We start from the raw sequence: 23,089 nt of genomic DNA on the forward strand, positions 1-23,089 counted from the left end.
GCTTACTCCCTGTATAACAACTCATCACAGAACATACATTCTTCGTCCTGCTCTCGACGTTGTCCATAAAAATCATTACACACGTGAAAACCATCTTTATAAATCCGACGGACACTTTCACGAACATGCTTGGCCTTGACGGGAGCGTCTGCTTCCACCTCACCCAAGCGTTCCCGCAACTTACTATTTTCCAAACGAAGAGCTGTATTTTCCTCTACCAGGCTCTTGAGATTTTTCTTGATGGCTTCCACATCGGCCAAGGTTACCAATAACTGTTGGGAAAAATCATCCAGCGCGTCAAATAATTCTTTTTTGTCCATAAACCAGCCCTTTCCTTTCTTTATCGTTCATTTTTGAGTTCATATTTCTTTCAAAACCAGATATTCCATGGCATTTTGAAAGCTGACATTAGCTTGCCACATTTTTCTAGCTTCTAGCAAATCTTGTAGAATCACTCTTACTCTTGCTTGTAGGATATCTTGCCCACAGAGGACTTCAAGAATCCGTAAAACCTGATCTTGTTTTTCCTTGTCATCTACCAAACTAGCCAATTTAGCAACTTGCAGATAACTTTCTTTTTTCTTAGCTACTAACCAAGTCAGCAGGCGTTCACTTTCATCGACCAAGGTCCAAAAACTTGCCTGATTGGCCAACTTTTCTGCTTCAGCTCGCGATTGACTAAACTGGGCTAAAAGAGTCGCTTTTTTCTTAACCAGTCCCATTTGTTCTAAGAGCAAGATGAGTTTTTCTTCCTGCTTTTTAAAGTGGAAAATCTGGGTCCGACTTCGGATGGTCGGTAAGATCTTTTCTTCATCACTGGTCAAGAAGAAAATGTAAACCTCACTCTGGGGTTCTTCGATGACCTTAAGCAGAGAATTAGCTGCGTTAGGATGCATTTTCTCAGCTTGCTCGATAATAAAGACCTGTTGTTGGCTTTCAATCCCTGCTTGAGAAAACTGTCCCACCAATTCCCGGATGCGTTCTGTCTTAATGACCTGATTGACTGGTTTAATCAAGGTGACATCGGGAAATTCTCCCTGTTCAATCAGCTTACAATTTCGGCATTTCTCACATGGTAGAACGCCTACCTTATCCGTGCAAAAGAGACTTTTAGCCAAAAATTGCGCCATTTCCAAGCTTCCAAAGAAACCTGAAAAGAGGTAGGCATGATTGAGCTGGTCTTGCTCCAAGATACGGACAAAGCGGTCAAACTGTTCTGGCTGCCAGACCTTTAGTTGATCTTGTTTCATTTAGCTAATCCCATTCTGTCAAACAAGACAGCCTTGGTGGTTTCCACAACCTCCTCCAATGGAAGACTGGCATCAATCTTGACAATGCGATTTCCCTCTTTATTCAGAAGAGAAAGATAGCCTTTACGAACTTTTTTATGCAAGTCCAACCCTTCCAAGTCCAAACGATTGACCTCACGATTACTATTCGCAGCAATTCGAGCCAGTCCTTCTTCCACCTCGATGTCAAAATAGAGTGTCAAATCAGGTTTAAGGCCATCTGTCGCAAACTGATTGAGCCAATCAATGGCTTCAATGTCCAAACCACGACCAAATCCCTGATAGGCAACGGAACTATCGATGAAGCGGTCCATAATGACCAACTTACCATCTTCAAGTGCTGGAAGAACTTTTTCCACCAAGTGCTGTCTGCGACTGGCGATATAGAGCAAAAGCTCTGTTTTAGAATCCATCTGAGTATGACTTGGGTCCAAAATCACTTGACGAATCTTCTCCCCAATCAAGACTCCGCCAGGTTCGCGGGTCGTCAGCACCTCTACTCCTTTTTCCTCTAAAATTGGGAGCAAAGCCTCTAAAACACTGGTCTTTCCTGCTCCCTCTGGTCCCTCAAGAGAGACTAAAAATCCTTTTGACATGTCTAACTCATTTCTTTTTTACTACTTCTATTCTATCAAAAAAATAGGGGTTTGTGACAATCTTTTTTGTCTTCCTATTTAATACTCAATGAAAATCAAAGAGCAAACTAGGAAGCTAACCGCAGGTTGCTCAAAACACTGTTTTGAGGTTGCAGATGGAAGCTGACGCAGTTTGAAGAGATTTTCGAAGAGTATCAACCACCATAAAAGAGGCAGACAAAGCCACCTCTTATTTACCAAGTTTTTTAGTTCGTTTGTAGGCTTTAGTGACTGCCTCCATGACCGTTCCTCGAAAAGCATGCGCTTCTAAGCTTGCTACACCAGCGATAGTCGAACCGCCTGGGCTACAAACTTGGTCTTTCAAGACTCCAGGATGCTCTTGGCTTTCTAGGACCAATTGCCCAGCTCCTACCACGGTTTGAGCTGCCATTTTCAGTGCTATTTCTCGTGTTAATCCTGTCTGAACGCCCGCATCTGCCAAGGCCTCAATAAAGAGATAGACAAAGGCTGGTCCACAACCTGCAAGACCTGTCGCTGCATCGATTAAGCCTTCCCCAAGTTCAACCAAAAGACCAGCTTTGGCTAAAAGCTGACAAAAGAGCTCACTGTCCTCAGCCCTGCAATTAGGAGACAAGGCATAGCTAATCACTCCTTGACCAATAGAAGCAGGGGTATTTGGCATCATGCGAATAATTCGGTGTTGACTTGGGATAAGACTTGCTATTTTTTCTAAAGTCAATCCAGCTGCCATGGAAATCAAAAGAAGACTTTCTCTTTTTTCAAGGATGGTCTGGTATTGAGATAGCAAGTCTGAGAACTGAGCTGGCTTAACACCTAGAAAAATCACATCTGCTTCTGCAAAAATTTCTTCGTTGCTGGAAGCCTGACCACCAAAGTCTGCAATGAAAACATCTACCTTGGCTTGACTACGATTGGCAAGGAGAATCTGATCACCCGTCTTGGCCTGCAAGACAGCCTTGGCCAAACTAGCACCCATATTCCCCAAGCCGATAAATCCAATCTTCATCTCTTACTCCCTTATCTGCCCATCACCAGCAACCACATACTTGTAGCTGGTCAACTCTTTTAATCCCATTGGACCACGCGCGTGCAGTTTCTGAGTAGAAATTCCCATTTCACAACCAAGTCCAAATTGGCCACCATCGGTGAAACGAGTTGAGGCATTGACATAAACCGCTGCAGAGTCCACTTGATCTGTAAAGTAAGCCGCAGCTTCAGCATTTTCCGTCACAATGGCATCCGAATGATGGGTACTGTGGGCTTCAATATGCGCGACCGCTTCTTCTAAACTGCTCACAACCTTAACAGCTAGGACATAGTCTAAAAACTCGGTGTCAAAGTCTTGAGCCTCAGCTGCTTGACCTGAAACAAACTGACTTGCTTTCTCATCCAAGCGGAATTGAATTGGTTCCAGACCAGCTTCTTTTCGATCTGCAACCAGCACTTGCTCCAAGCGAGGAAGGAAGCTTGCTGCCTTGGCTTCATGAACTAGCAAAACCTCCATGGCATTGCAGACAGAAGGACGACTGGTTTTGGCATTGTTGATGATAGACAGAGCCTTGTCTTCATCTGCATCCTTATCCACATAGACATGGACAATCCCAGTCCCCGTCTCAATAACAGGTACGATAGCATTCTCAACCACGGCATTGATCAAGCCAGCCCCTCCACGAGGAATGAGAAGGTCTAGATAGCCCTTGGCCTTCATCATGGCATAGCTGCTTTCTCGGCTGGTATCTTCCACCAGTTGAATCACATCCGGGTGAATAGTAGTCGTTTCCAAGCCCTTCTTCAAGGCTATGACAATGGCATGGGCAGATTGATAGGCATCCTTCCCACTACGAAGAACAACCGCATTTCCACTTTTAAGAGCCAAAGCAGCCGCATCAGACGTCACATTTGGACGGCTTTCATAGATAATACCGATAACGCCCATAGCCACACGTTTCTTTGTGATAACCAAACCATTTTCAAGCTGATTGGTTTCTAAAACTTCACCGATTGGATCTGGTAAGGCAACCACTTCACGAATCCCTCTTGCCATCGCTTCTATACGACTTGCATCCAAATAAAGACGATCCAGCATCACATCTGAGATTTTACCTTTGGCCGCTGCCATATCGAGGGCATTAGCCGCTAAAATTTCCTCTGTAGTAGCCACTAAGTAATCAGCCATAGCTAGCAAGGCTTGGTTTTTCACCTCTTCACTAGCTGTGTTGATCGATTTTTTAACAGCCTGTACCTGTTCAAATTGTTCTTGTGTACTTACCATAGTTTACCTCTAAAATTCTGTAAAGAGTAGTTGGATTTCAGGCGTAATGGAAATCCAGTCATCACGGTGAATCAAGACACCCTTGGCTTTTTGAGAACGCAACATATCCTCCAAAGCAGATGCTCCGAATTGCACGCGTCCTTTTCCAAGTGATTTTCCACTTTCCTTGTCAAATACTGTCACAATATCACCGTAAGAAAAGGCGCCTTCTGCTTCAACAATACCAGATAAGAGAAGACTCTTGCCATGTTGAGAGAGAGCTTCTGCAGCTCCTTTATCAACCCAAATAGAACCTTGACTCTGAGCATAGAAGGCCAGCCATTGTTTCTGGGTACGCAGCCCCTTCTCTTGAGCAACAAAGTAGGAACCATCCTTGGTATCCTCAGCTGCCTCAATCATGGCATCCACCTTCAAAGATGAGCAGATATAAACAGGAACCCCTGATTCTGTCGCAATAGTTGCAGCTTTGATTTTGGTTAACATACCACCTGTACCATTAGACGAACCGGCTCCACCGGCCATATCAATAATCTCACGATTGATGGTCTCGATTCGCTCCAAGCGTTTGGCTCTTGGATCTGAATTAGGATTTCCAGTATAGAGACCGTCCACATCTGTCAAGAGAACCAAAAGGTCTGCTTGGACCATGGCCGCTACCTGGGCACTCAGAGTGTCATTATCCCCAACCTTGAGTTCATCAATGACGACACTATCATTCTCGTTGATGATAGGAATCGCACCACGGCTAAGTAGAATTGACAAAGCCTGATGGGCATTTTTATAACGGCGCTTATCCACAAAGTCATCCTGGGTCAGCAAGATTTGTGCAGAAACGATTTGGCGCAAGAGAAGATTGGTCGTGTATTCTTCCAACAAAAGCCCCTGTCCTACCGCTGCTGAAGCCTGTTTATCAGCAATCTTAGTCGGACGTTTTTTAAATCCTAAGGCTCCAAAACCAGCAGCAATGGCACCCGACGACACCAAAATCAATTCATGACCAGCCTCGTGCAGCATAGCCAACTGTTGGGTAATAGCTTTTACTTTACTACGTGATAAGCTTCCATCCTCATTCGTCAGAGAAGAAGTCCCCACCTTAAAGACAATCCGTTTGTATTTCATAGTCTCACTCCGATTCTTCATATTTATCCATTATAACATGAATGACAGGAAATAGAAAAGAGTTGATAGGAAAAAGAAGGCCCTAAAACCTTCTTTTTTACTACTGTTCTGATTCCGATTTGTTTGCACTCGTTTCAGAGGTTTTGGAAGTTGATGATGTCAAATCTTGACTAGTTGAAGAACTTGCAACACTTTCATGTTGACTCGTTTCTTTATTTTCAAGATCCTTTTTCACTACTTCATTAGATTCTTTTATTTCTGAATGACTTGTAGTTTTAATTGTAGCAGATTTTTCGACTGGAACATCCACTAACCAGGCACCACTTGAATCAACAGTATAGCCTTCTGGTGTCTTACCGTTCACAAGCAATTGACCATTTTCTTTCAAGAAGTACCATTTATCCTTGTCCTTGATCCAACCCACAGCTCGTGAACCATCTTCCTTGTAGAAATACCAAGCATTTGCCTTTTTAAGCCAACCTTGCTTCATAGCTCCTGAATCTTCTAGATAGTAATGATGACCAGCAACTTCTATCTCGCCTGTCTTCATGATACCAGTAGAATCCATATAGTACCAGGTTTCTTTATCTTTTACCCAACCCGTTTTCATTTCTCCTGATGGGGCAAAGTAATACCATTGGCCCTTATATTGAAGCCAACCTGTTTGCAGCGAACCATCCTTGGATAAATAATAATTCTGACCTCCAGTATTTACCCAACCAATTTCCATCTGATTTTCTTTGTTAAAATAATACCAGATTCCATCAATTTTCTTCCAATTTTTAGCAGAAGCACCAGAGTCTGTCAAATAGAACCAATGATTGTTCCATTTTTTCCATTGATTCTGTAACAAGATACCCGTTTGGTTAAAGTAATACCATTCACCTTCGATTTCATTCCAACCGACAGTATACTCTCCTGTAGAATCAGGCGCTTGATACCACCAGTTCCCATATGCACTCTTATGCCAACCAGCTTGAAAACTTGGAATCGGATTGTAGGAAGTTGAAATGTTTACTAAACCGTCTTGTCGAATATCAAAAACTGTTGCATCATAGTCTTTGCTGGCTGCGTTGATTCTCTCAATTCCTCGTTCTTTAAGCCAATTGACATACTCACTATCAACACCATTTTTCCAAGGTAAACTATCCGAGGTTTGAACAATCAAACTCGGACTCAAATGTTTAATGAAATCCTTGGTGTTTGATTTATTGGTATCACGGTGATGGTTAAACTTCATCAAATCAACTTTTCCAATGAGAGAACCGTACTTGTCTTCCGCTCCATGCACATTATCTAAGTCGCCCCCAAGGTAAATTTTCTTGCCATTGACTTTCACTACACTAATCAGGGAATTGGAATTGTCATCCCAAATTTTCTTTAATTCACCTGATGAATCAGTTTCATTTTCATAGTTATAGAGTTGAATATCCATGTCCCCAAACTGAAAATGAGCATCTCCTTGTGTGATGTTTTGAATAACTGAAACACCTTTTTCGGCGGCAGTCTGTAAAACCTGATCATAACCGTACAGATTATCCCATAAACGTTCAGAATTAGTAATACGATTATCACTATATTTTTTAAGATAGACTCGGTCAACTGGATAGGTAGACAGTAATTCATCAACATTTCCAATATGGTCACTGTGAGTATGGGTCACCAAAATAAAATCAAGTTTTTGGACACCCAATTCCTTCAAACGACGAAAAACACGGTCTGTTAGAACATGCTTATAAGACGTTTCAATTCCTTCTCTCCATGGATAGCGAGAATCACTACCGTCTGGGAAGTCATAATCTTCTCCTGTATCCACCATGGCAAAATGCCCATTGCTTTCAAGAATAATCGCATCACTGCCACCTTCTTGAACATTGATAAAGTGAATTTTATTTCCTGAACTTTCTTGAGCTTGAACATTCCCATACCATGACAAACCTAAAAAAGCGCCTGCAAGTGCTAAACTAATCAATTTCTTTTTCATTATTGCTCTATTAGAATTCCTTTTTGATTAAAATAATATCTTTTTCCATCAATTTCGTTCCAACCGATAGAATAATTTCCTGTAGAATCTGGTGCTTGGTACCACCACTCGCCATTAGATTTCTGATGCCATCCCGAAACAAACGATGGTATTTTTTATATTGTTTACTTATATCAGCTATGCCATTTTGTCTAATATCAAAAACAGTTGCATCATATTCTGTACTAGCTGCATTTATTCGCTTTATCCCTAAACTATCTAACCATGCTATATATTCAGGGTTGTCTACAATAGGACTATCATAAAAACCTGGAACAGCATCACTTGTCTGCACTATGATTTCTGGAGATAGATTTAATATAAAGTTTTTTGTATTTGATTTTTCGGTATCCTTATGATGATTAAACTTCATCAAATCAACTTTTCCAATAAGAGGACCATACTTGTCTTCTGCTCCATGAACATTATCTAAGTCGCCCCCAAGGTAAATTTTCTTGCCATTGACTTTGACTACACTAATCAAGGAATTGGAATTATCGTCCCAAACAGGTTTAAGATTTCCATTCTCATCATATTCATTTTCATAATTATAGAGCTGAATATCCATGTCTCCCATTGTAAAACGGGATTCTTCATTTGAAATATCTTGAATCAATTTCACCCCATTACGATTTGCAGCTTTAATCGCATTATCATATCCGTAGAGATTATCCCACAAACGATTTTTATCAGTTATACGACTATCATCATATCTTTTCATATAAATACGATCAACAGGGTATTTATCTAATATTTCATCCATATTTCCAATATGGTCACTGTGGGTATGGGTTACCAAAATAAAATCAAGTTTTCGGGCACCCAATTCCTTCAAATGACGGAATACTCTATCGGTCATTACATGCTTATAAGAAGTACCGATTCCTGGTCTCAAAGGATATTGAGGATTACTACCATCAGGAAAATCATAATCTTCTCCTACATCAATCATGGCAAAATGACCATTACTTTCCAAAATAATAGCATCACTTCCTGCAGTCAGTACATTAACAAAATGTATTTTATTACTGGAAAAGCCAAAATATTTTTCTAGCGTTAACCCATTATATATATATATATATATATATATTATGATTAAGATTGCAGTTACCATAATTATACTGGACTTCTTTTTACACTTCATTCTTACTTTCTCAATCTCTCCAATGTTTCCTTAAAAATCTCTGGGATATCTGCTGTAAATTCCATGGTCTCACCTGTTCTCGGATGGGTAAAGCCTAGAGTCTTGGCATGGAGAAATTGTCCATGTCCTTTCAAAGTCTTGCGAGGACCATAGACCTCATCACCAGCGACTGGATGGCCAATATAAGCCATGTGAACACGGATTTGATGAGTGCGTCCTGTCTCTAGCTGCAACTCTACCAAGCTGTAATCACCAAAACGTTCCAAGACGTGGAAACGGGTCACTGCAGGCTTCCCTCTAGCAGTCACAGCCTGTTTCTTACGGTCTTTTTCACTACGGCCAATCGGAGCTTCAATCACACCACGATCATTAGGCAGATTTCCATGAACAATAGCCCAATATTTGCGGAGAGACTTTTTATCCTTGAGTTCTTGGGCAAGTGCTAGATGCGCCTCATCGTTTTTAGCAATCATGAGAAGGCCAGACGTATCCTTATCAATACGATGAACAATTCCTGGGCGTAGAACCCCATTGATACCCGACAAGTCCTTAATATGATACATAAGGGCATTTACTAGAGTTCCACTAGTATGACCAGCACTCGGATGCACCACCATCCCCTGAGGTTTGTTAACGACGGCCACATCCTCATCTTGGTAGATGATATCTAGCGGAAGATTCTCAGCTACATACTCTAAGACCTCTGGTTCTGGCACATGGTAAGTGACGACATCGCCCTCTTGGACAGTGTATTTAGCTTTCTTGACTTGGCCATTGACCAAGACCTGGCCTGATTTGATTTGTTCATTCGCGAGACTGCGTGATAATTCTGTCAAATCGGACAAAGCCTTATCTAAACGCAGGCCACCAGTTTCAATTTTAATTTCCATTTATTTCCTCTTTTAGCATTGCAATCAATAAAATAATCACTCCAACCGTCAGATAGCTATCTGCTACATTGAAAATTGCAAAATTGATAAAGTCAAGGTGGAACATATCCACAACAAAACCCTGACTCACCCTGTCAATAAAGTTCCCAAGACCACCTGCGATAATCAAGGTCAAACCCAAGACCATCCAAAGTGAGTTCTCCATGTGTTTATGTAGATACCAAATGGCACCTACCACGACAACCAGAGTAATGACAGCGAATAAGAACTGCTGATCTTGTAAGATAGAAAAGGCTGCCCCTCGATTTTGCAGGTAGGTCAAGCTAACGAAATTGGGAATCCAAGAACGAACTTCACCCAGTGGAATCTGTTGGACGATATAGGATTTAACCAACTGATCCAGACCAATCAAAAGCAGTACAACGACTACCACTATTCCTCTTTTTTTCATGATTTCCTCTTTTGATCAAAATATTCTTGCATGACTTCTACGAAGAGAGTCCCAGCTTGACTGAGCTCCACTTCTTCACGTTTAACATAGACCATGCGATTATCTAGGTTATCCTTGAGACGAATAACTGTAATCCCATTGACACTGTCACTATCTAAAAATCCAGAACCTGTCGCATAGGCGTCCGTCCGCTCCAAAATACCATTCAAGGTAGCACGGTCTGTCACATTAAACATCTGTGAGCTCGCACTAGTATCAACAAAGTTCTCTGAATAATAAAGGTACTCATCTTTCTCTTGAGTGAAACGAACCGTTGGTAGATCCGCTAAATCCTCCATAACCAATTCCTCTTTCTGAGCCAAAGAATGCCCCTCACGGAGATAAATGTGGGTATAGAAGGGAATCAATTCAATGACCTCCAGGCCTAGCTTTTCAACCCGTTGCATAATCCCCTTTTTATTTTGATTGTTGAGGTAGATAATCCCAATCTCACTGTGCCCCTGAGCTACTTCATCAAGTATTTGAACTGTAGTAGACTCAAAAATACGGAAATTTTTGTAATCAGGATAGCGCTCTGAAAAGGCCGTAATAGTTGGTGGCAAGAAGTCATAGTGCTGGCTAGCAATGGAAAATTCATCTTTTTCTTCTTCAGGATTAGCATACTGATTTTGAAAAATATCAAATCCTTTAACCAATTCTTGCGCTTTTTCATAGAATTCCATACCACGACGAGTCAAGAAAGTCCCTGAGCTGGTCCGACGGAAAATCTTAAAACCCAACTCTTTTTCCAAATCACGAACAGAAATAGATAGACTCGGCTGGCTTACATACATCTTTTCAGCAGCTTCACGGAAAGTACCACTATTGGCAATGGCAACAACATAGCGTAATTGTTGAATGTTCATCTTCTACCCCCAACTTCTTTATCTTTTCATTATACCATATTTTAGAAGTTTTCCAAAAAGGAAAAAAGAACATCCTATTCTTCTTCACTATCTTCACTATCTGCCTTTCTCAAGCCAATCTTATTTTCAAAATCAATTCAAAAAAATAACTGGCTACACACCACTCCAGTATCGGAAAGAAAAACGATGACTATTTGTGAAAAAAAGAAAATGCCGGAAAATTCCGACATTGTTTTAGTAAGCTAACTTCCTGAAAATAGGAGTAACCACACATTCCAGAAGGCAGCGATATTGATGAAAATATGAACTAGTATTGGATAGTAGAGACTTTTTGTCATGCGATACAATAGAGCTAAAATAAGCCCTCCGCTAGCATAAATGAAAAAAGCAAGAGGAGTTAAAGCAAAATTGATATGAATATAACCGAAAATAATAGCAGAAAGCAAGACATCTCCGTACCAAGGCGAGTTTTTGAAAAAGGTTGTCATAAGCACACCGCGATAAATCAATTCCTCAGCAATAGGGCCGATGAAGCAAGCTATGAGCAAGAAATAGGGTAATTCCTGTCTTCCTATCATTTCTATCGTTTCATTCAAAGAAATTTGATTTGAAGACGAGGGTATGAAATAAGACAAGAGGAAGTCCGACATATACGAAATGATGTAGCCCAGTAAAAGATAGATAAAATACCTCAGCTGCCACTTGAAATGAAAAATTTTCTTTCCTGCAAAAACTAGTAGATAGATAACTGCTGACAAAAGAACTCCACTCTCCATCAAAAGCAGAATCTGAAAAAATTCACGACTTGCTGGTAGATAGGGCTTTGCGAGATAATTGAAAAGCCCCCAAAACCAAGTTGATTTGTAAAAAATTAGGGACAATGCTAGTAAAATCTGAATAATCCGTTTTTTCATATTAAATCCTCTGTTTTCCTTGACTAGCTTATTGAATAGAATGGTTTACTTAACTGTATAACAAATTTAGTATAGCATATCTTTTCCAAATATCCTCTTCAAATCTTGAATTGTCATCAAAACATCCTAAACTGTAAAATCAATTAGCCCCAAGCTTTCTATCAATTTCTTCTCCAAAATATGCTATAATAATACCAAAAGATAAAGAAGGAAGTCTTATGATTAAACTACTAGCCTTGGATATGGACGGAACCCTCCTCAATGAAGCCAAGGAAATCCCACAAGCTCATATTACTGCTATTCACCAAGCTATTGAAAAAGGTGTCAAACTGGTTCTCTGTACAGGTCGCCCGCTTTTCGGTGTCCTCCCCTACTATAAAAAATTGGGACTTAACCTCCAGAATGAATATGTTATTGTTAACAACGGTTGTTCAACTCACCAGACCAGTGATTGGAGTCTGGTTGATTGGCAAGAACTTAGTCCAGCAGACATCAAATATCTCTATGACCTAGCTGAAAAAAGTGATGTTCAGTTGACTCTTTTTGACGAGACACATTATTTTGTCCTCGGTGGCAAGCCCAATCAAGTCATTCAAAATGATGCCAAACTAGTCTTTTCAGACCTGACTGAAATTTCTCTTGAGGAAGCGACTAGTGGCAAGTTTCGTATGTTCCAAGGTATGTTTTTAGGAACAGAGAGCCAAACAGACGATTTTGAGCAACGTTTTGCTGAGGAACTCTGTCAACGATTTAGTGGAGTTCGTTCGCAGCCTGTCATTTATGAAGCTATGCCACTTGGTACGACAAAGGCTACTGCTCTTTCTCGACTAGCAGATATTTTGAAGATTGATTCCTCAGAGATTATGGCCATGGGCGATGCCAATAACGACATTGAAATGCTCCAGTTTGCCGGCCTCGGTATTGCTATGGGAAATGCTAGTGACCATGTCAAATCTCTTGCGGATGCTGTTACAGTAAGCAACGAAGAAGACGGTGTTGCGCGTGCCATTGAGAAATATATTTTATAGTAAAGAAGCCCAGTTCATATCAACTGGGTTTTGATATTTAAGAATTCCTAAAACTTTAGAAACTCTTTAGAAATGCTTGAGCTTTCTTTGATTTCTATGCTTTATACTAAAGTTATCAAAATAAATCAAAAGGAGAGAATCATGAAAACAGTACTCGACATTCATGGATTGTCCAAAAACTTTGACAAACAAGCTATCCTTCAGGATCTTCATCTAACGATAAGAGAGGGAGATATTTATGGACTTATTGGGAAGAATGGAGCTGGGAAAACCACCTTAATCAAAATCATTACGCAACTACTCTTTGCGGATAAAGGAACTGTTTCCCTCTTTTCTAGTCAATCGGAAAATGAGTGGACCAAGGCCCTATCTCGAGTAGGTTCAGTGATAGAATCACCTGTAGCTCATAATCATTTAACAGCCTACCAAAATCTGAAATATTACTGTATGATTCGTCATATTCCAAATGCTGATCAAGTCATTCGTGAAACCCTGGACTATGTAGGTTTGGCAGATACAGGTAAAAAAGTCTTTCGTGATTTCTCGCTAGGAATGAAACAAAGACTTGGTATCGCCATTGCCCTTCTATCCAAACCAGACTTCCTAATCTTAGATGAACCTATCAACGGTCTCGACCCAATCGGTATCAAAGAGTTTCGTCTGATGATTCAACGGCTCAATCAAGAGAAAGGGATCACCATTCTCATCTCTAGCCATATCTTGTCAGAACTCTATCTCCTAGCTAATCGCTTTGGTATTTTAGATCAAGGCAAGGTTATCCGTGAAATCAGCAAGGCTGAATTTGAAACACTAAGTGAGGATTACATTGTTCTTAAGACAGCTGATCAAGAGAAAGCTTGTCAAGTATTGAAAGAACAAATCCAGCTCCAGTTCAAGGTTGTTAATCCTGAAAATGAAATCCATATCTTTGGTCAGGAACAAGATGTCAAACAGATTCTCAAGGAATTAACCTTGGCAGATGTTGCCATTGACGAGATTTACTATGCTCGTCAAAACCTAGAAGAATACTTCACTCAATTGGTCGAATAGGAGAAAAATCATGATACATACCATTCAAGCAGACTTTTACCGTCTTTTCCGTTCCAAAGGATTCTGGATTACAGAGTTCATTCTCTTTTTACTCATGTTAATGGGGGCTATTTTTGGGGCTACGGGTCAACTAATGGCAATCCAGACAGAAGAACCAGATATACCAATCCAAGGTTGGAATGGTATACAAGCACTTATTAACGCGTCTAGTCAAGGTTCAAACCTCGTTTTTCTCTGCATCGTCCTAGCCTGCCTCGTGCTTGGAGTTGATTTAATCGGCAAACTCTATAAAAATAATTTAACAGTGGGTGTTTCTCGTACCGAGTTTTTCCTTGCCAAAGCCTTTGTATTGGCTTGCATTGGACTTTCTCAACTCATCATCGGTCTCGTGATTGCCTTTATTCCAGCAACTATCTTAAATGGATTGGGAACTATGCCTGATGGCTTTATTGGCAATCTACTGATAACCATTTCCCTTCAATTCCTTTGCCTCCTTGCTTGGCTTTCCATTGTTTCCTTTATTCTCTATGTGAGTCATTCTTATCTTGCAGTATTTATTGGTTATTTTGTCAGCTCTATCTTACTTTCTATGCCAATGCTCTTTTTTCCAAATATCAAAATTTTACCATATTTGTCCTTGCAATTTTCCTATGCTATGACTGCTAATAGTGAATCCATTTTCTATACACTTATAGTTACCTTAGCTGTTATTGTAATCTTTAATATAGGTGGACTGACAGTTTTCAAAAAGAAAAGTCTATAAAAAATGACCTCCTCTAGCCTACAGAGGAGGTTTCTTTTCTTTAAAAGTAAATGAAAACCGACAACCATTGCCCATCTGTTCCTAGTTTCATCTCTGCACCGAGAAGATGACATAATTCCTCAGTGATATAAAGACCTAAACCAGAGGATTCTTCCGTATCAGATAGATTTTCAGAATAAAAACGGTTGCTGAGATTTTCTATTCTTCTGATGGGCTGTTTGACAAGGTTTGCAATCTCTAAGACAAGCTGTTCCTTTTCCTTTCTCAAAGATAGCCGCGCTTCTTCCTTGCCATGTTTGAGGACATTTCCAAGCAGATTTTGTAAAATTCTATCCAGCAAGTCTTCATCAGTCCTCATTTTTAAATCATCTTCAACCTTAAAATCAAGCGTGATATTTGCCGCCTGAAAAACATCATAATAAGCCAGAGTCTTTTTGGTGATAAAAGCTGAAAAATCCACTTCTTCCAGTTTCGGTTTGACAGCTCCTTCCATCAAACGACGGTATTCTAGGAGAGCCTCCAAACGTTTGGAAACTAAATCAAGATGCTGGGCTATTTTTTGTAAGGTTTCTGCTTTGTCTTCAGGAGACTTTATCAATTGTTGGGTGTAGCCTGAAGCGATAGTCAGAGGGGTCCGAATATCATGGGCAATATTGCTGATGGCCATATCCAGAGTCTGTTTTTCCCTTTTCATAACCAATCGAGATTGTTCCACTTCCTGAAATAGATTCTCAATCTGCTGATAGAGGTGTAAAAAATGTTTGGAAAAAATGCTGACTCCGACTCTTTTCATACTACCTGTGAGAATCTTGTCTTCAATCTGTTGACTCAAGTTTTTAAGTGCTAGATGGTAGCGAATCAATGTAATCGATAAAATAATTAGGAGTACTAGTAGGACAAAAATTATCATGTAGGTCATTGCTTGTCTCCTTTTAATCTTACACCAACTCCCCAAATGGTTTCAATATATTCTTGAGTTGGATCCAGATGGTTAAATTTTTTACGCAGATTACTCAAATGCGTATTGAGGGTATTATCTCCAGGTAGATAGCTATCCTCCCAGACCAATTCATAAAGTTCTTCTTTTGTAAAAATTTTCTTAGGGTGTTTAAGGAGAGTTTGGAGAATCAAGCATTCTTTCTTGGCAAGGCGAATGGTTTCCTGACTATTTTTGATTTCAAAACTTTCTGCATCAAACTGGATATTTTTCAAATTTTGTGGCAGATGTTCAGTTTTTCCTATTTCCATAGGATGTTTTTCTACACTTTGGCGTAATTGAACAGTAACTCTGGCAAAGACTTCGTCCAAATCAAAAGGTTTGACTATGTAATCATTGGCACCGTCTAAGAGGTATTGACTGATTAGCCTCTTATCGCTCAAAGCCGTTAGCATAATGACTGGAGTTTGACTTTGTTCCCTGATGGCTTTTAAAACCTGATCTCCATTTTTCCCAGGAAGCATGATATCTAGCAAAACGAGGTCAATCCCACCTTGGTCAAAACGCATGATTCCTTCAGTTCCTGAAAAGGCTTGAATCACCTCATGCTCCTCAGTAAGAAGTGTCCGCAAAATCTCTTGAATGTCACTATTGTCTTCAATAACCAATATCCTAGCCATAAATACCAACCTTTCTGCAACTATTATAGCATGTTTTATTGATAAAGCTTAAACAGAAAAGCTCCTCGCATAAAAACGCGAGAAAGCCTTAGAGGGTTAAAATATAAAATCCACTTACTAGACAACATAGTATCCTTATAGTTAAAAATAAGAAGTTAATCTAGCAGAATGAATCTCTCATTTCTCTCCTACTAGTCCGTAATTCGTTGATACATTTCGGGTCTTCTATCTCGAAACAAGCCCCAGTTTAGGCGTTCGCTTGCTCCCTTGTCTAGGTCATAAGTGGCTAATAGAACAGCTTCGCCTTGTCTTTCAGCTTTCTCTAGAATAGCTCCTGTTTCATCCGTTATAAAGGAGGAACCGTAGAAGTCAAGACTGGAACTCTGTCCACCATTTTCCTCACTTGGAGTGACTTCCTCTAATCCATAACGATTGGCTGCGATGACTGGAACAATATTTGCTGCTGCGTGTCCTTGCATGGTACGTTGCCAATGACCACAACTATCTGTATCCAAAATCGGCTCTGAACCGATGGCTGTAGGATAAAAAAGCAATTCAGCACCATTCAATGCAAGACAGCGGGCCGTTTCGGGGAACCATTGATCCCAACAGATACCGATACCAATCTTGGCATAGCGAGTATCCCAGACCTTGAAACCAGTGTTGCCAGGTGTGAAATAAAATTTTTCTTGATAATAATGGTCATCTGGTATGTGGGTTTTCCGATAAACGCCCAGCACTTCCCCATCTGCATCAATAACGGCAATAGAGTTATACAAGACATTGCCATCTTTTTCATAGAAACTGATCGGTAAAACGACCTTTAGCTCCTTGGCAATGGTTTTAAAATGCTGAATAGCTGTATTGTCTGTCACCGACTGGGCATACTGGTAGTAGTCATACTGACGTTCCTGACAGAAATAGGGACGTTCAAACAACTCGGGCAAGAGAATAATTTGTGCACCTTGTTCTGTAGCCTGACGTACTAAACGCTCTGCGGTTTGGATATTTGTTGCCACATCCTTAGCGCATTGCATCTGAATGGCTGCAACTCTTACATTTCTCATCTTTTTCTCCTATTCTGGGATTTGTTGGGTGATACAGTGGATATTGCCACCACCTAAGAGAATATCTCTGGCTGGAATTCCGACAACTTTACGGTCTGGGAAACACTTACTGAGGATATCTAAGGCCACTTGATCGTTTTGATCTTGAAACTGGGGAACCAAGACTGCCTTGTTGGCGATATAAAAGTTTACGTAGGAAGCTGCTAGTCGTTCACCTGCGTATCGCTCTTCTTCTCCTTCTTCATAGATGTAGCCTGGCAAATCCTCTTCTGTCACAACTTGTCGAACTGCAGGGATAGGCAATTTATGAATGGTGAAGTGACGACCTTTTGCATCTGTCTCTTGTTCTAAGAGCTCGAAATCTGCTTTTGACATGGCATATTGAGGATCACTTTCGTCGTCTGTCCAAGCCAAGACAAGTTCTGCAGGACCAACAAAGGCTGCAACGTTGTCAACGTGTTCATTAGTTTCGTCCTGATAAATACCATAAGGAAGCCAGATAACTTTGTCAGCGCCAAGGCACTCTAATAAGGTATTTTCGATTTCTTCCTTACTAAGATGAGGATTGCGACCAAGACTGAGAAGGCAACTTTCAGTCACAAGAATGGTTCCTTGACCATCGCTATGAATGGCTCCGCCTTCAAGGACGAAAGGCTTAGTATCGTAAACAGGCATTTCCAAGGTCTCAGCAAAACGACTGGCTACTTGGTCATCATCTTCATAATCTTTATAAAGACCATCAACAGCTCCACCCCAAGCATTGAAAGACCAATCCACGGCTAATTTCTGGCCTTTATCATTGACAAGAATAGTCGGACCTGTATCACGCGCCCAGGCATCATTGGTGGGAATGTCTAAATAAACAACGCTATCTCCAAGGTAGGATTGGGCTTCAGCTAAGTAGTCTTGATCCACCAAAAGATAAACTGTTTCCCCTTCTGCTATGGTCTTGATAATCTGGCTGAAAGCTCTTTTGGCAGCCTTTCCTTGAAAGGGCCATGAACCTGGTCGAGTCGGCCATATCATGAGGGTACCATGGTGTGGTTCGTACTCTGCTGGCATGCGATAGACTAATTTTTTTGGACTGTCCATCATGATAATCTCCCTTTAAAGTCTTGATAACCAAAAGATTTGACTAAGCTGCAGTCACCCTGCTCGTCCATGAGATAGAGACTTGGCAATCCAATACCATTAAAGGTATTATTTTTGACAAAAGAATAAATGGCCATGTCTTCGAAATAAAGTCTGTCTCCGATTTGGACTGGATTTTCAAAGCTATAATCACCAATCACATCGCCCGTCAGACAAGTATTGGAAGAAAGTCTGTAGGTATGGGCTTTTTCCTGTGCCTCAAAGCCATTTCTCAAAGGTGGACGATAGGGCATCTCAAGTACGTCAGGCATATGGCAGGTCGCAGAGGCATCTAAAACCAAGATTTCCATACCGTTTTCGACAATATCTAATACCTCAGTTGCTAGATAACCTGCATTGAGCGCAATAGCTTCCCCGGGCTCGATATAGACTTCAAGATTGTAAGTTTCTCGGATACGCTTGATTTCTGAAATCAGCAAATCCACATCGTAACCTTCTCTTGTGATGTGGTGACCACCACCCATATTGAGCCATTTGACCTCATGTAAGTACGAACCAAACTGCGCTTCTACTGCTTTCAAAGTTGTCTCTAAATCATCCGAGCCTTGCTCGCAAAGGGTGTGAAAATGAAGGCCGTCAACCAAATCCAGCAAATCACTAGGAATTTTATCTAGTGTAACACCAAAACGAGAACCAGGTGCACAAGGGTCATAGAGCGCGTGGTCACCCTGTGTTGAACATTGAGGATTGAGACGTAAACCCACGCTTACACCAGCCTCCCGACAACGGGCCCCATGTTTACGCAATTGTCTCTCAGAGTTAAAAACGATATGGTCCGTTATCTCCAGCAATTCCTCCAAGTCTGTATCCTTGAAAGCTGGCGCAAAGACATGGACTTCACCAGGAAATTCTTCCCTTGCCAATTTGGCTTCATGAAGACCACTGGCAGTTGTACCAGATAGATACTGGCTAATCAAGTGATAGGTTTTGTAGAGAGAATAAGCCTTCTGGGCAAGCAAGACCTTGCAGCCGGTCTCTTCTTGTATATATTGTAGAATGCGGCAGTTTGCTTCTAACTTGGCCAAGTCAATGACGTAAGCTGGTGTTGGTACTTGTTCTAACTTCATTAGTCCACCATTTGTGGATTTTCAACCACAACCCATGGCAAACCATACTCATTCAAAGCTTCCATGAATGGATCTGGATCCAACTCTTCAAGATTATACACTCCAGCTTGTTTCCAAGTACCGTTCATAACCAATTTTGTCCCAATCATGGCTGGAACGCCTGTCGTGTAAGAAATAGCTTGTGAACCAACTTCTGCGTAACATTCCTGATGGTCGCAGACATTGTAGATGTAGATGGTCTTTTCAACGCCATCTTTTACACCTGTAAAGATACATCCAATATTGGTTTTTCCGACTGTACGTGGACCAAGGCTTGCAGGATCTGGAAGTAGCGCTTTTAAAAATTGAATCGGAACGATGTCTTGACCATTGAAATTAATAGTATCCGTACGAAGGAGCCCTACATTTTCCAAACATTTCATATGCGTTAGATAAGATTGACCAAAAGTCATAAAGAAACGAATACGTTTGACACCTGGAATGTTCTTAGCCAATGATTCGATTTCTTCGTGGTGAAGGAGATACATATCTTTTTGTCCAACTTGAGGGAAATCATACTCGCGCTTGATAGACATGGCTTCCACTTCGACCCATTTTCCATCTTCCCAGTAAGAACCTGGCGCAGAAACCTCGCGTAGATTGATTTCTGGGTTGAAGTTTGTCGCAAATGGATAACCGTGGTCACCACCATTACAGTCTAAAATGTCTATATAGTGGATTTCATCAAAATAGTGTTTAAGTGCGTAAGCAGAAAAGACACTAGTCACACCTGGGTCAAAACCAGAACCAAGAAGAGCAGTCAAGCCTGCTTCTTTGAATTTCTCCTGATAAGCCCACTGCCATGAGTAGTCAAAGTAGGCTGTAAAACCAAGTTCCTTACAACGTTTCTCATAGATGGCACGCCACTCAGGGTCTTCTGTGTCTTCTGCTTCGTAGTTGGCCGTATCGATATAGTGAACTCCAGTCGCCAAACAAGCATCCATGATGGTTAAATCTTGATATGGTAAAGCTACGTTCAAAACAGCTTCTGGTTTATAGCTTTCGATCAAGGCAATGACTTCTTCGACCTTGTCAGCATCAAGTGCAGCAGTCTCAATCTTTGTACTTGTTTTACCTTCTAGCTTCGATTTCAAGTCATCGCATTTTGACTTAGTACGGCTAGCAATCATAATTTCTTTAAACGTTTCGCTATCTTGGCAAATCTTTGAAATAGCAACTTGGGCAACGCCCCCACATCCAATAACTAGTAAACGACTCATTTTTTTCCTTCCTCTTCTTCTAAAATGTCCTCAACATACTTGGGTAACATAAAGGCTCCCACGTGTAAGTTTGCAGTGTAGTATTCTGTGAAAAGCTGGCGTTTTTTCCAGCCTTCCTTGTCAAAATCTTTGACAGGGTGATATTTTTTCGAAGCAAATCCAAACAACCAATAGCCAGCTGGACTGGTTGGAATGTGGGCTTGGTAGACACGACTAATTGGAAAGGCTTGATTGACCTTGCGGTGCATGCTTCGGCAAGCCGACTCATCCTCGTCAAAGAAGGGACTCCCATGCTGGTAAATCATGATACCGTCTTCTTTCAAGGCTCTGTAACTGTTACCGTAAAATTCCTTGGTAAAGAGCCCTTCCGTATGTCCAAATGGATCTGTCGCATCGTTGATGATAATATCATAGTCATCTTCACAGTTTCGCAAAAAGCGTAGCCCATTTTGGTAGTAAATGGTGACACGAGGGTCATCTAGCCCTGCAGCAAAATCTGGGAAATACTCACGACAGACTTCAACCAACATCTCATCAGGTTCCACGATATCGATTTGTTCCAGTTCAGGATAGAGTGTCAAAACTTGGGCAACACCACCGTCGCCACCTCCAATAACCAAGACTTTCTTGGGATTTGGGTGGACAGCCATGGGAACGTGGACAGTCATTTCATTGTAGACAAAATCATCAGCATCTGAAAATAAGACGTGCCCATTTAAAATCAAAATCTTTCCAAAAGCTGGCGTATCTAAGACTTCGATATCCTGCCATTCACTTTTTCCAGCGTAGAGTTGTTTGGCAGTTCTCAGGGACAATTTCACATCTGGAGTATGAACTTCAGAAAACCATAAATCCATCTAGTTCTCCTTTCTCTTAATGACGTTGATGTGATTGACCTCAGGATCTTCCGTCCCTTGGAGGGAGCAACCACGTTCCTTGGCAAATTGGATATAATCGACAATTTCTCGTGTAATGCGTTCTCCAGGAGCCAAGATAGGAATCCCTGGAGGATAGCACATGACAAATTCCCCACAGACCTGTCCAACAGATTCGTCTAAAGACAAACTTTTTCTCTCTGAATAGAAGGCTTCTTGTGGAGATAACACCAACTCAGGCTGGATATATTCTCCAGCTATCAAGTCCTTCCCATCTCGTGAGTATAGTCTCTTGATGTCTGCTAAAGCACCTACCAAGCGCTCGATGTCTTGGATGCGGTCACCAATTGAAATATAGGCCAAGATATTGCCAATATCACCAAATTCAATTTGAATATCGTATTCGTCTCGTAGGAGGTCATAAACCTCGATACCTGTTAAGCCAATACCCTGAGTGTAAACTGACAACTTGGTCACGTCAAAATCGCAAACCGACACTCCGTCTATTAACTCTTTTGAGTAAGCATAGTAACCGCCAATGGCATTGATTTCACGACGAGCATACTCGGATAGCTCAATGACTTTCTCAAAAGACTCTTTACCACGAAGGGCTAGATTACGACGTGAAATATCCAGACTAGCCATCAACAAATAAGAGGCGGATGTTGACTGGGTAAGATTGATTATCTGACGAACGTACTCAGGATTCATCTGCTCCCCGATTAAAAGAAGCGAACTTTGGGTCAAACTCCCACCAGATTTATGCATGGAGACTGCTGCCATATCAGCACCTGCATCCATGGCAGAAATTGGAAGTTTATCTGTAAAATGCAAATGCGCTCCGTGGGCTTCATCTACTAAAACCAGCATGCCAGCTTCATGAGCCATTTCTGTCAAACCCTTTAGATCTGAACAGATTCCGTAGTAAGTAGGATTGTTAATCAAAATGGCCTTGGCATCTGGATGGTCCTTTATGGCCTGGGCTACTCGGTCATTTTCAAGACCTAAAGTGATACCAATCTTAGGATCTACACTCATCTCGATATAGATGGGAATAGCGCCACATAGAACCAGCGCATTGATGGCAGATTTATGGACATTTCTCGGAAGAATAATCTTATCTCCCGCCTTGCAGGTTGACAAAATCATAGTCTGCACCGATGAGGTTGTTCCCCCTATCATTAGAAAAGCATGGCTAGCTCCAAAAGCATCTGCAGCCAATTCCTCTGCATCCCGAATAATCGAAATGGGGTGACCAAGATTATCCAAGGGTTTCATAGAATTGACATCAATGCCAACACATTTTTCACCTAAGAGTTCGACAAGTTCTGGATTTCCTCGTCCACGCTTGTGACCTGGAACATCAAAGGGAACAATCCTTTTCTTGCGCAACTTCACCAAGGCCTCATAAATTGGGGCTTGGTTTTGATCTAACTTCTTCAAGACTTACTCCTTTACCGTATTTTTAGTGCCTCAAGAAGATAAAGGCAACTAAAGGTTAACTCATGAAAAAAGAGCAGGTTTTCACCTGCTCTGCAATCTTCTGACGTTTTTATGTTTGTTTCTGTTGAGTATGTCTGTTCCCGA

23 protein-coding genes and 1 pseudogene are annotated in these 23,089 nt (G+C 41.1%); 4 read left to right on the forward strand and 20 right to left on the reverse strand.

From position 1 onward, the window contains the following. Nucleotides 1–2: 2 nt before the first annotated feature. The 11 genes and pseudogenes from yabA to SP4011_RS07215 form a co-directional block, all read right to left on the reverse strand. Nucleotides 3–320 carry a DNA replication initiation control protein YabA gene (gene yabA, locus SP4011_RS07165; protein WP_000358227.1) on the reverse strand — a complete coding sequence of 106 codons (318 nt, stop codon included), beginning with the start codon at nt 318–320 and terminating at the stop codon, nt 3–5. Nucleotides 321–359: 39 nt separating this feature from the next. Further along, a complete protein-coding gene (locus SP4011_RS07170) occupies nt 360–1,250 on the reverse strand; it encodes a DNA polymerase III subunit delta' (protein WP_281058209.1) in 891 nt (296 codons plus the stop codon). Next, on the reverse strand, nt 1,247–1,885 hold the full coding sequence (gene tmk / locus SP4011_RS07175; RefSeq protein WP_338618518.1) for a dTMP kinase: 639 nt from the start codon (nt 1,883–1,885) through the stop codon (nt 1,247–1,249). Before tmk ends, SP4011_RS07170 begins: the two co-directional genes overlap by 4 nt. 229 nt (nt 1,886–2,114) lie before the next feature. Next, nucleotides 2,115–2,912, reverse strand: a complete 798-nt coding sequence (proC, locus tag SP4011_RS07180; protein ID WP_338618519.1) for a pyrroline-5-carboxylate reductase — start codon at nt 2,910–2,912, stop codon at nt 2,115–2,117. A 3-nt stretch (nt 2,913–2,915) separates the two neighbouring features. After that, nucleotides 2,916–4,178 (reverse strand): glutamate-5-semialdehyde dehydrogenase, encoded by a 1,263-nt coding sequence (locus SP4011_RS07185; RefSeq protein ID WP_338618520.1) that lies wholly within the window; start codon nt 4,176–4,178, stop codon nt 2,916–2,918. 9 nt (nt 4,179–4,187) lie between these two features. Continuing rightward, entirely contained in the window at nt 4,188–5,297 is a 1,110-nt protein-coding gene (gene proB / locus SP4011_RS07190) for a glutamate 5-kinase (protein ID WP_338618521.1), read from the reverse strand. A gap of 100 nt (nt 5,298–5,397) precedes the next feature. Continuing rightward, nucleotides 5,398–7,281 (reverse strand): phosphorylcholine esterase CbpE, encoded by a 1,884-nt coding sequence (cbpE, locus tag SP4011_RS07195; protein ID WP_338618523.1) that lies wholly within the window; start codon nt 7,279–7,281, stop codon nt 5,398–5,400. A gap of 5 nt (nt 7,282–7,286) precedes the next feature. Then, nucleotides 7,287–8,464: pseudogene (locus tag SP4011_RS07200) on the reverse strand (MBL fold metallo-hydrolase); the annotation flags it as partial. A 2-nt stretch (nt 8,465–8,466) separates the two neighbouring features. Continuing rightward, on the reverse strand, nt 8,467–9,354 hold the full coding sequence (locus SP4011_RS07205) for an RluA family pseudouridine synthase (protein WP_338618524.1): 888 nt from the start codon (nt 9,352–9,354) through the stop codon (nt 8,467–8,469). Then, a complete protein-coding gene (lspA, locus tag SP4011_RS07210) occupies nt 9,344–9,805 on the reverse strand; it encodes a signal peptidase II (RefSeq protein WP_338618525.1) in 462 nt (153 codons plus the stop codon). Before lspA ends, SP4011_RS07205 begins: the two co-directional genes overlap by 11 nt. Further along, the gene (locus SP4011_RS07215; RefSeq protein ID WP_338618527.1) at nt 9,802–10,710 is read right to left on the reverse strand and encodes a LysR family transcriptional regulator; all 909 of its coding nucleotides are present in this window, start codon (nt 10,708–10,710) and stop codon (nt 9,802–9,804) included. Before SP4011_RS07215 ends, lspA begins: the two co-directional genes overlap by 4 nt. Here SP4011_RS07215 and SP4011_RS07220 point away from each other — a divergent pair. Beyond that, nucleotides 10,703–10,900: an AraC family transcriptional regulator gene (locus tag SP4011_RS07220; protein WP_338618528.1), complete on the forward strand. Its 198-nt coding sequence runs from the start codon at nt 10,703–10,705 to the stop codon at nt 10,898–10,900. The genes SP4011_RS07215 and SP4011_RS07220 overlap by 8 nt on opposite strands. A 52-nt stretch (nt 10,901–10,952) precedes the next feature. Here SP4011_RS07220 and SP4011_RS07225 read toward each other — a convergent pair whose 3' ends face one another. After that, nucleotides 10,953–11,624: a CPBP family intramembrane glutamic endopeptidase gene (locus tag SP4011_RS07225; RefSeq protein ID WP_338618530.1), complete on the reverse strand. Its 672-nt coding sequence runs from the start codon at nt 11,622–11,624 to the stop codon at nt 10,953–10,955. A 218-nt stretch (nt 11,625–11,842) separates the two neighbouring features. On the opposite strand from SP4011_RS07225, the gene SP4011_RS07230 reads away from it, so the two are divergent. The 3 genes from SP4011_RS07230 to SP4011_RS07240 all read left to right on the forward strand — a co-directional run bounded on the left by SP4011_RS07230 (nt 11,843) and on the right by SP4011_RS07240 (nt 14,465). After that, nucleotides 11,843–12,652, forward strand: a complete 810-nt coding sequence (locus tag SP4011_RS07230; protein ID WP_338618531.1) for a Cof-type HAD-IIB family hydrolase — start codon at nt 11,843–11,845, stop codon at nt 12,650–12,652. 141 nt (nt 12,653–12,793) lie between these two features. Then, nucleotides 12,794–13,702: an ABC transporter ATP-binding protein gene (locus SP4011_RS07235; protein ID WP_338618532.1), complete on the forward strand. Its 909-nt coding sequence runs from the start codon at nt 12,794–12,796 to the stop codon at nt 13,700–13,702. Nucleotides 13,703–13,712: 10 nt separating this feature from the next. Next, complete coding sequence (locus tag SP4011_RS07240; protein WP_338618534.1) at nt 13,713–14,465, forward strand: ABC transporter permease; 753 nt, start codon at nt 13,713–13,715, stop codon at nt 14,463–14,465. 40 nt (nt 14,466–14,505) lie between these two features. Here the strand turns inward: SP4011_RS07240 and SP4011_RS07245 are convergent, their stop codons facing one another. The 8 genes from SP4011_RS07245 to SP4011_RS07280 all read right to left on the reverse strand — a co-directional run bounded on the left by SP4011_RS07245 (nt 14,506) and on the right by SP4011_RS07280 (nt 22,945). Continuing rightward, nucleotides 14,506–15,384 (reverse strand): HAMP domain-containing sensor histidine kinase, encoded by an 879-nt coding sequence (locus tag SP4011_RS07245; protein ID WP_338618536.1) that lies wholly within the window; start codon nt 15,382–15,384, stop codon nt 14,506–14,508. Then, complete coding sequence (locus SP4011_RS07250) at nt 15,381–16,082, reverse strand: response regulator transcription factor (protein ID WP_338618538.1); 702 nt, start codon at nt 16,080–16,082, stop codon at nt 15,381–15,383. Before SP4011_RS07250 ends, SP4011_RS07245 begins: the two co-directional genes overlap by 4 nt. A 191-nt stretch (nt 16,083–16,273) precedes the next feature. Next, on the reverse strand, nt 16,274–17,149 hold the full coding sequence (aguB, locus tag SP4011_RS07255; protein ID WP_338618540.1) for an N-carbamoylputrescine amidase: 876 nt from the start codon (nt 17,147–17,149) through the stop codon (nt 16,274–16,276). Between the two features lie 9 nt (nt 17,150–17,158). Further along, nucleotides 17,159–18,244 carry an agmatine deiminase gene (aguA, locus tag SP4011_RS07260; protein ID WP_119919455.1) on the reverse strand — a complete coding sequence of 362 codons (1,086 nt, stop codon included), beginning with the start codon at nt 18,242–18,244 and terminating at the stop codon, nt 17,159–17,161. Then, the gene (nspC, locus tag SP4011_RS07265) at nt 18,241–19,368 is read right to left on the reverse strand and encodes a carboxynorspermidine decarboxylase (RefSeq protein ID WP_338618542.1); all 1,128 of its coding nucleotides are present in this window, start codon (nt 19,366–19,368) and stop codon (nt 18,241–18,243) included. Before nspC ends, aguA begins: the two co-directional genes overlap by 4 nt. Then, nucleotides 19,368–20,627 (reverse strand): saccharopine dehydrogenase family protein, encoded by a 1,260-nt coding sequence (locus tag SP4011_RS07270; RefSeq protein WP_338618543.1) that lies wholly within the window; start codon nt 20,625–20,627, stop codon nt 19,368–19,370. The genes nspC and SP4011_RS07270 overlap by 1 nt, the downstream gene beginning before the upstream one ends. Next, entirely contained in the window at nt 20,624–21,484 is an 861-nt protein-coding gene (gene speE, locus SP4011_RS07275) for a polyamine aminopropyltransferase (protein ID WP_000366713.1), read from the reverse strand. The genes SP4011_RS07270 and speE overlap by 4 nt, the downstream gene beginning before the upstream one ends. After that, the gene (locus tag SP4011_RS07280) at nt 21,485–22,945 is read right to left on the reverse strand and encodes an aminotransferase class I/II-fold pyridoxal phosphate-dependent enzyme (RefSeq protein WP_338618548.1); all 1,461 of its coding nucleotides are present in this window, start codon (nt 22,943–22,945) and stop codon (nt 21,485–21,487) included. Nucleotides 22,946–23,089 lie beyond the last annotated feature (144 nt).

Source organism: Streptococcus parapneumoniae, from assembly GCF_037076355.1.
GTDB classification, from domain to species: Bacteria; Bacillota; Bacilli; order Lactobacillales; family Streptococcaceae; genus Streptococcus; species Streptococcus parapneumoniae.

Excerpts from the sequence above, each read along its gene's own strand:
- yabA (WP_000358227.1), bottom strand. The coding sequence starts at position 320 with ATGGACAAAAAAGAATTATTTGACGCGCTGGATGATTTTTCCCAACAG.
- SP4011_RS07170 (WP_281058209.1), bottom strand. The coding sequence starts at position 1,250 with ATGAAACAAGATCAACTAAAGGTCTGGCAGCCAGAACAGTTTGACCGC.
- tmk (WP_338618518.1), bottom strand. The coding sequence starts at position 1,885 with ATGTCAAAAGGATTTTTAGTCTCTCTTGAGGGACCAGAGGGAGCAGGA.
- proC (WP_338618519.1), bottom strand. The coding sequence starts at position 2,912 with ATGAAGATTGGATTTATCGGCTTGGGGAATATGGGTGCTAGTTTGGCC.
- SP4011_RS07185 (WP_338618520.1), bottom strand. The coding sequence starts at position 4,178 with ATGGTAAGTACACAAGAACAATTTGAACAGGTACAGGCTGTTAAAAAA.
- proB (WP_338618521.1), bottom strand. The coding sequence starts at position 5,297 with ATGAAATACAAACGGATTGTCTTTAAGGTGGGGACTTCTTCTCTGACG.
- cbpE (WP_338618523.1), bottom strand. The coding sequence starts at position 7,281 with ATGAAAAAGAAATTGATTAGTTTAGCACTTGCAGGCGCTTTTTTAGGT.
- SP4011_RS07205 (WP_338618524.1), bottom strand. The coding sequence starts at position 9,354 with ATGGAAATTAAAATTGAAACTGGTGGCCTGCGTTTAGATAAGGCTTTG.
- lspA (WP_338618525.1), bottom strand. The coding sequence starts at position 9,805 with ATGAAAAAAAGAGGAATAGTGGTAGTCGTTGTACTGCTTTTGATTGGT.
- SP4011_RS07220 (WP_338618528.1), top strand. The coding sequence starts at position 10,703 with ATGTTCATCTTCTACCCCCAACTTCTTTATCTTTTCATTATACCATAT.
- SP4011_RS07215 (WP_338618527.1), bottom strand. The coding sequence starts at position 10,710 with ATGAACATTCAACAATTACGCTATGTTGTTGCCATTGCCAATAGTGGT.
- SP4011_RS07225 (WP_338618530.1), bottom strand. The coding sequence starts at position 11,624 with ATGAAAAAACGGATTATTCAGATTTTACTAGCATTGTCCCTAATTTTT.
- SP4011_RS07230 (WP_338618531.1), top strand. The coding sequence starts at position 11,843 with ATGATTAAACTACTAGCCTTGGATATGGACGGAACCCTCCTCAATGAA.
- SP4011_RS07235 (WP_338618532.1), top strand. The coding sequence starts at position 12,794 with ATGAAAACAGTACTCGACATTCATGGATTGTCCAAAAACTTTGACAAA.
- SP4011_RS07240 (WP_338618534.1), top strand. The coding sequence starts at position 13,713 with ATGATACATACCATTCAAGCAGACTTTTACCGTCTTTTCCGTTCCAAA.
- SP4011_RS07245 (WP_338618536.1), bottom strand. The coding sequence starts at position 15,384 with ATGACCTACATGATAATTTTTGTCCTACTAGTACTCCTAATTATTTTA.
- SP4011_RS07250 (WP_338618538.1), bottom strand. The coding sequence starts at position 16,082 with ATGGCTAGGATATTGGTTATTGAAGACAATAGTGACATTCAAGAGATT.
- aguB (WP_338618540.1), bottom strand. The coding sequence starts at position 17,149 with ATGAGAAATGTAAGAGTTGCAGCCATTCAGATGCAATGCGCTAAGGAT.
- aguA (WP_119919455.1), bottom strand. The coding sequence starts at position 18,244 with ATGATGGACAGTCCAAAAAAATTAGTCTATCGCATGCCAGCAGAGTAC.
- nspC (WP_338618542.1), bottom strand. The coding sequence starts at position 19,368 with ATGAAGTTAGAACAAGTACCAACACCAGCTTACGTCATTGACTTGGCC.
- SP4011_RS07270 (WP_338618543.1), bottom strand. The coding sequence starts at position 20,627 with ATGAGTCGTTTACTAGTTATTGGATGTGGGGGCGTTGCCCAAGTTGCT.
- speE (WP_000366713.1), bottom strand. The coding sequence starts at position 21,484 with ATGGATTTATGGTTTTCTGAAGTTCATACTCCAGATGTGAAATTGTCC.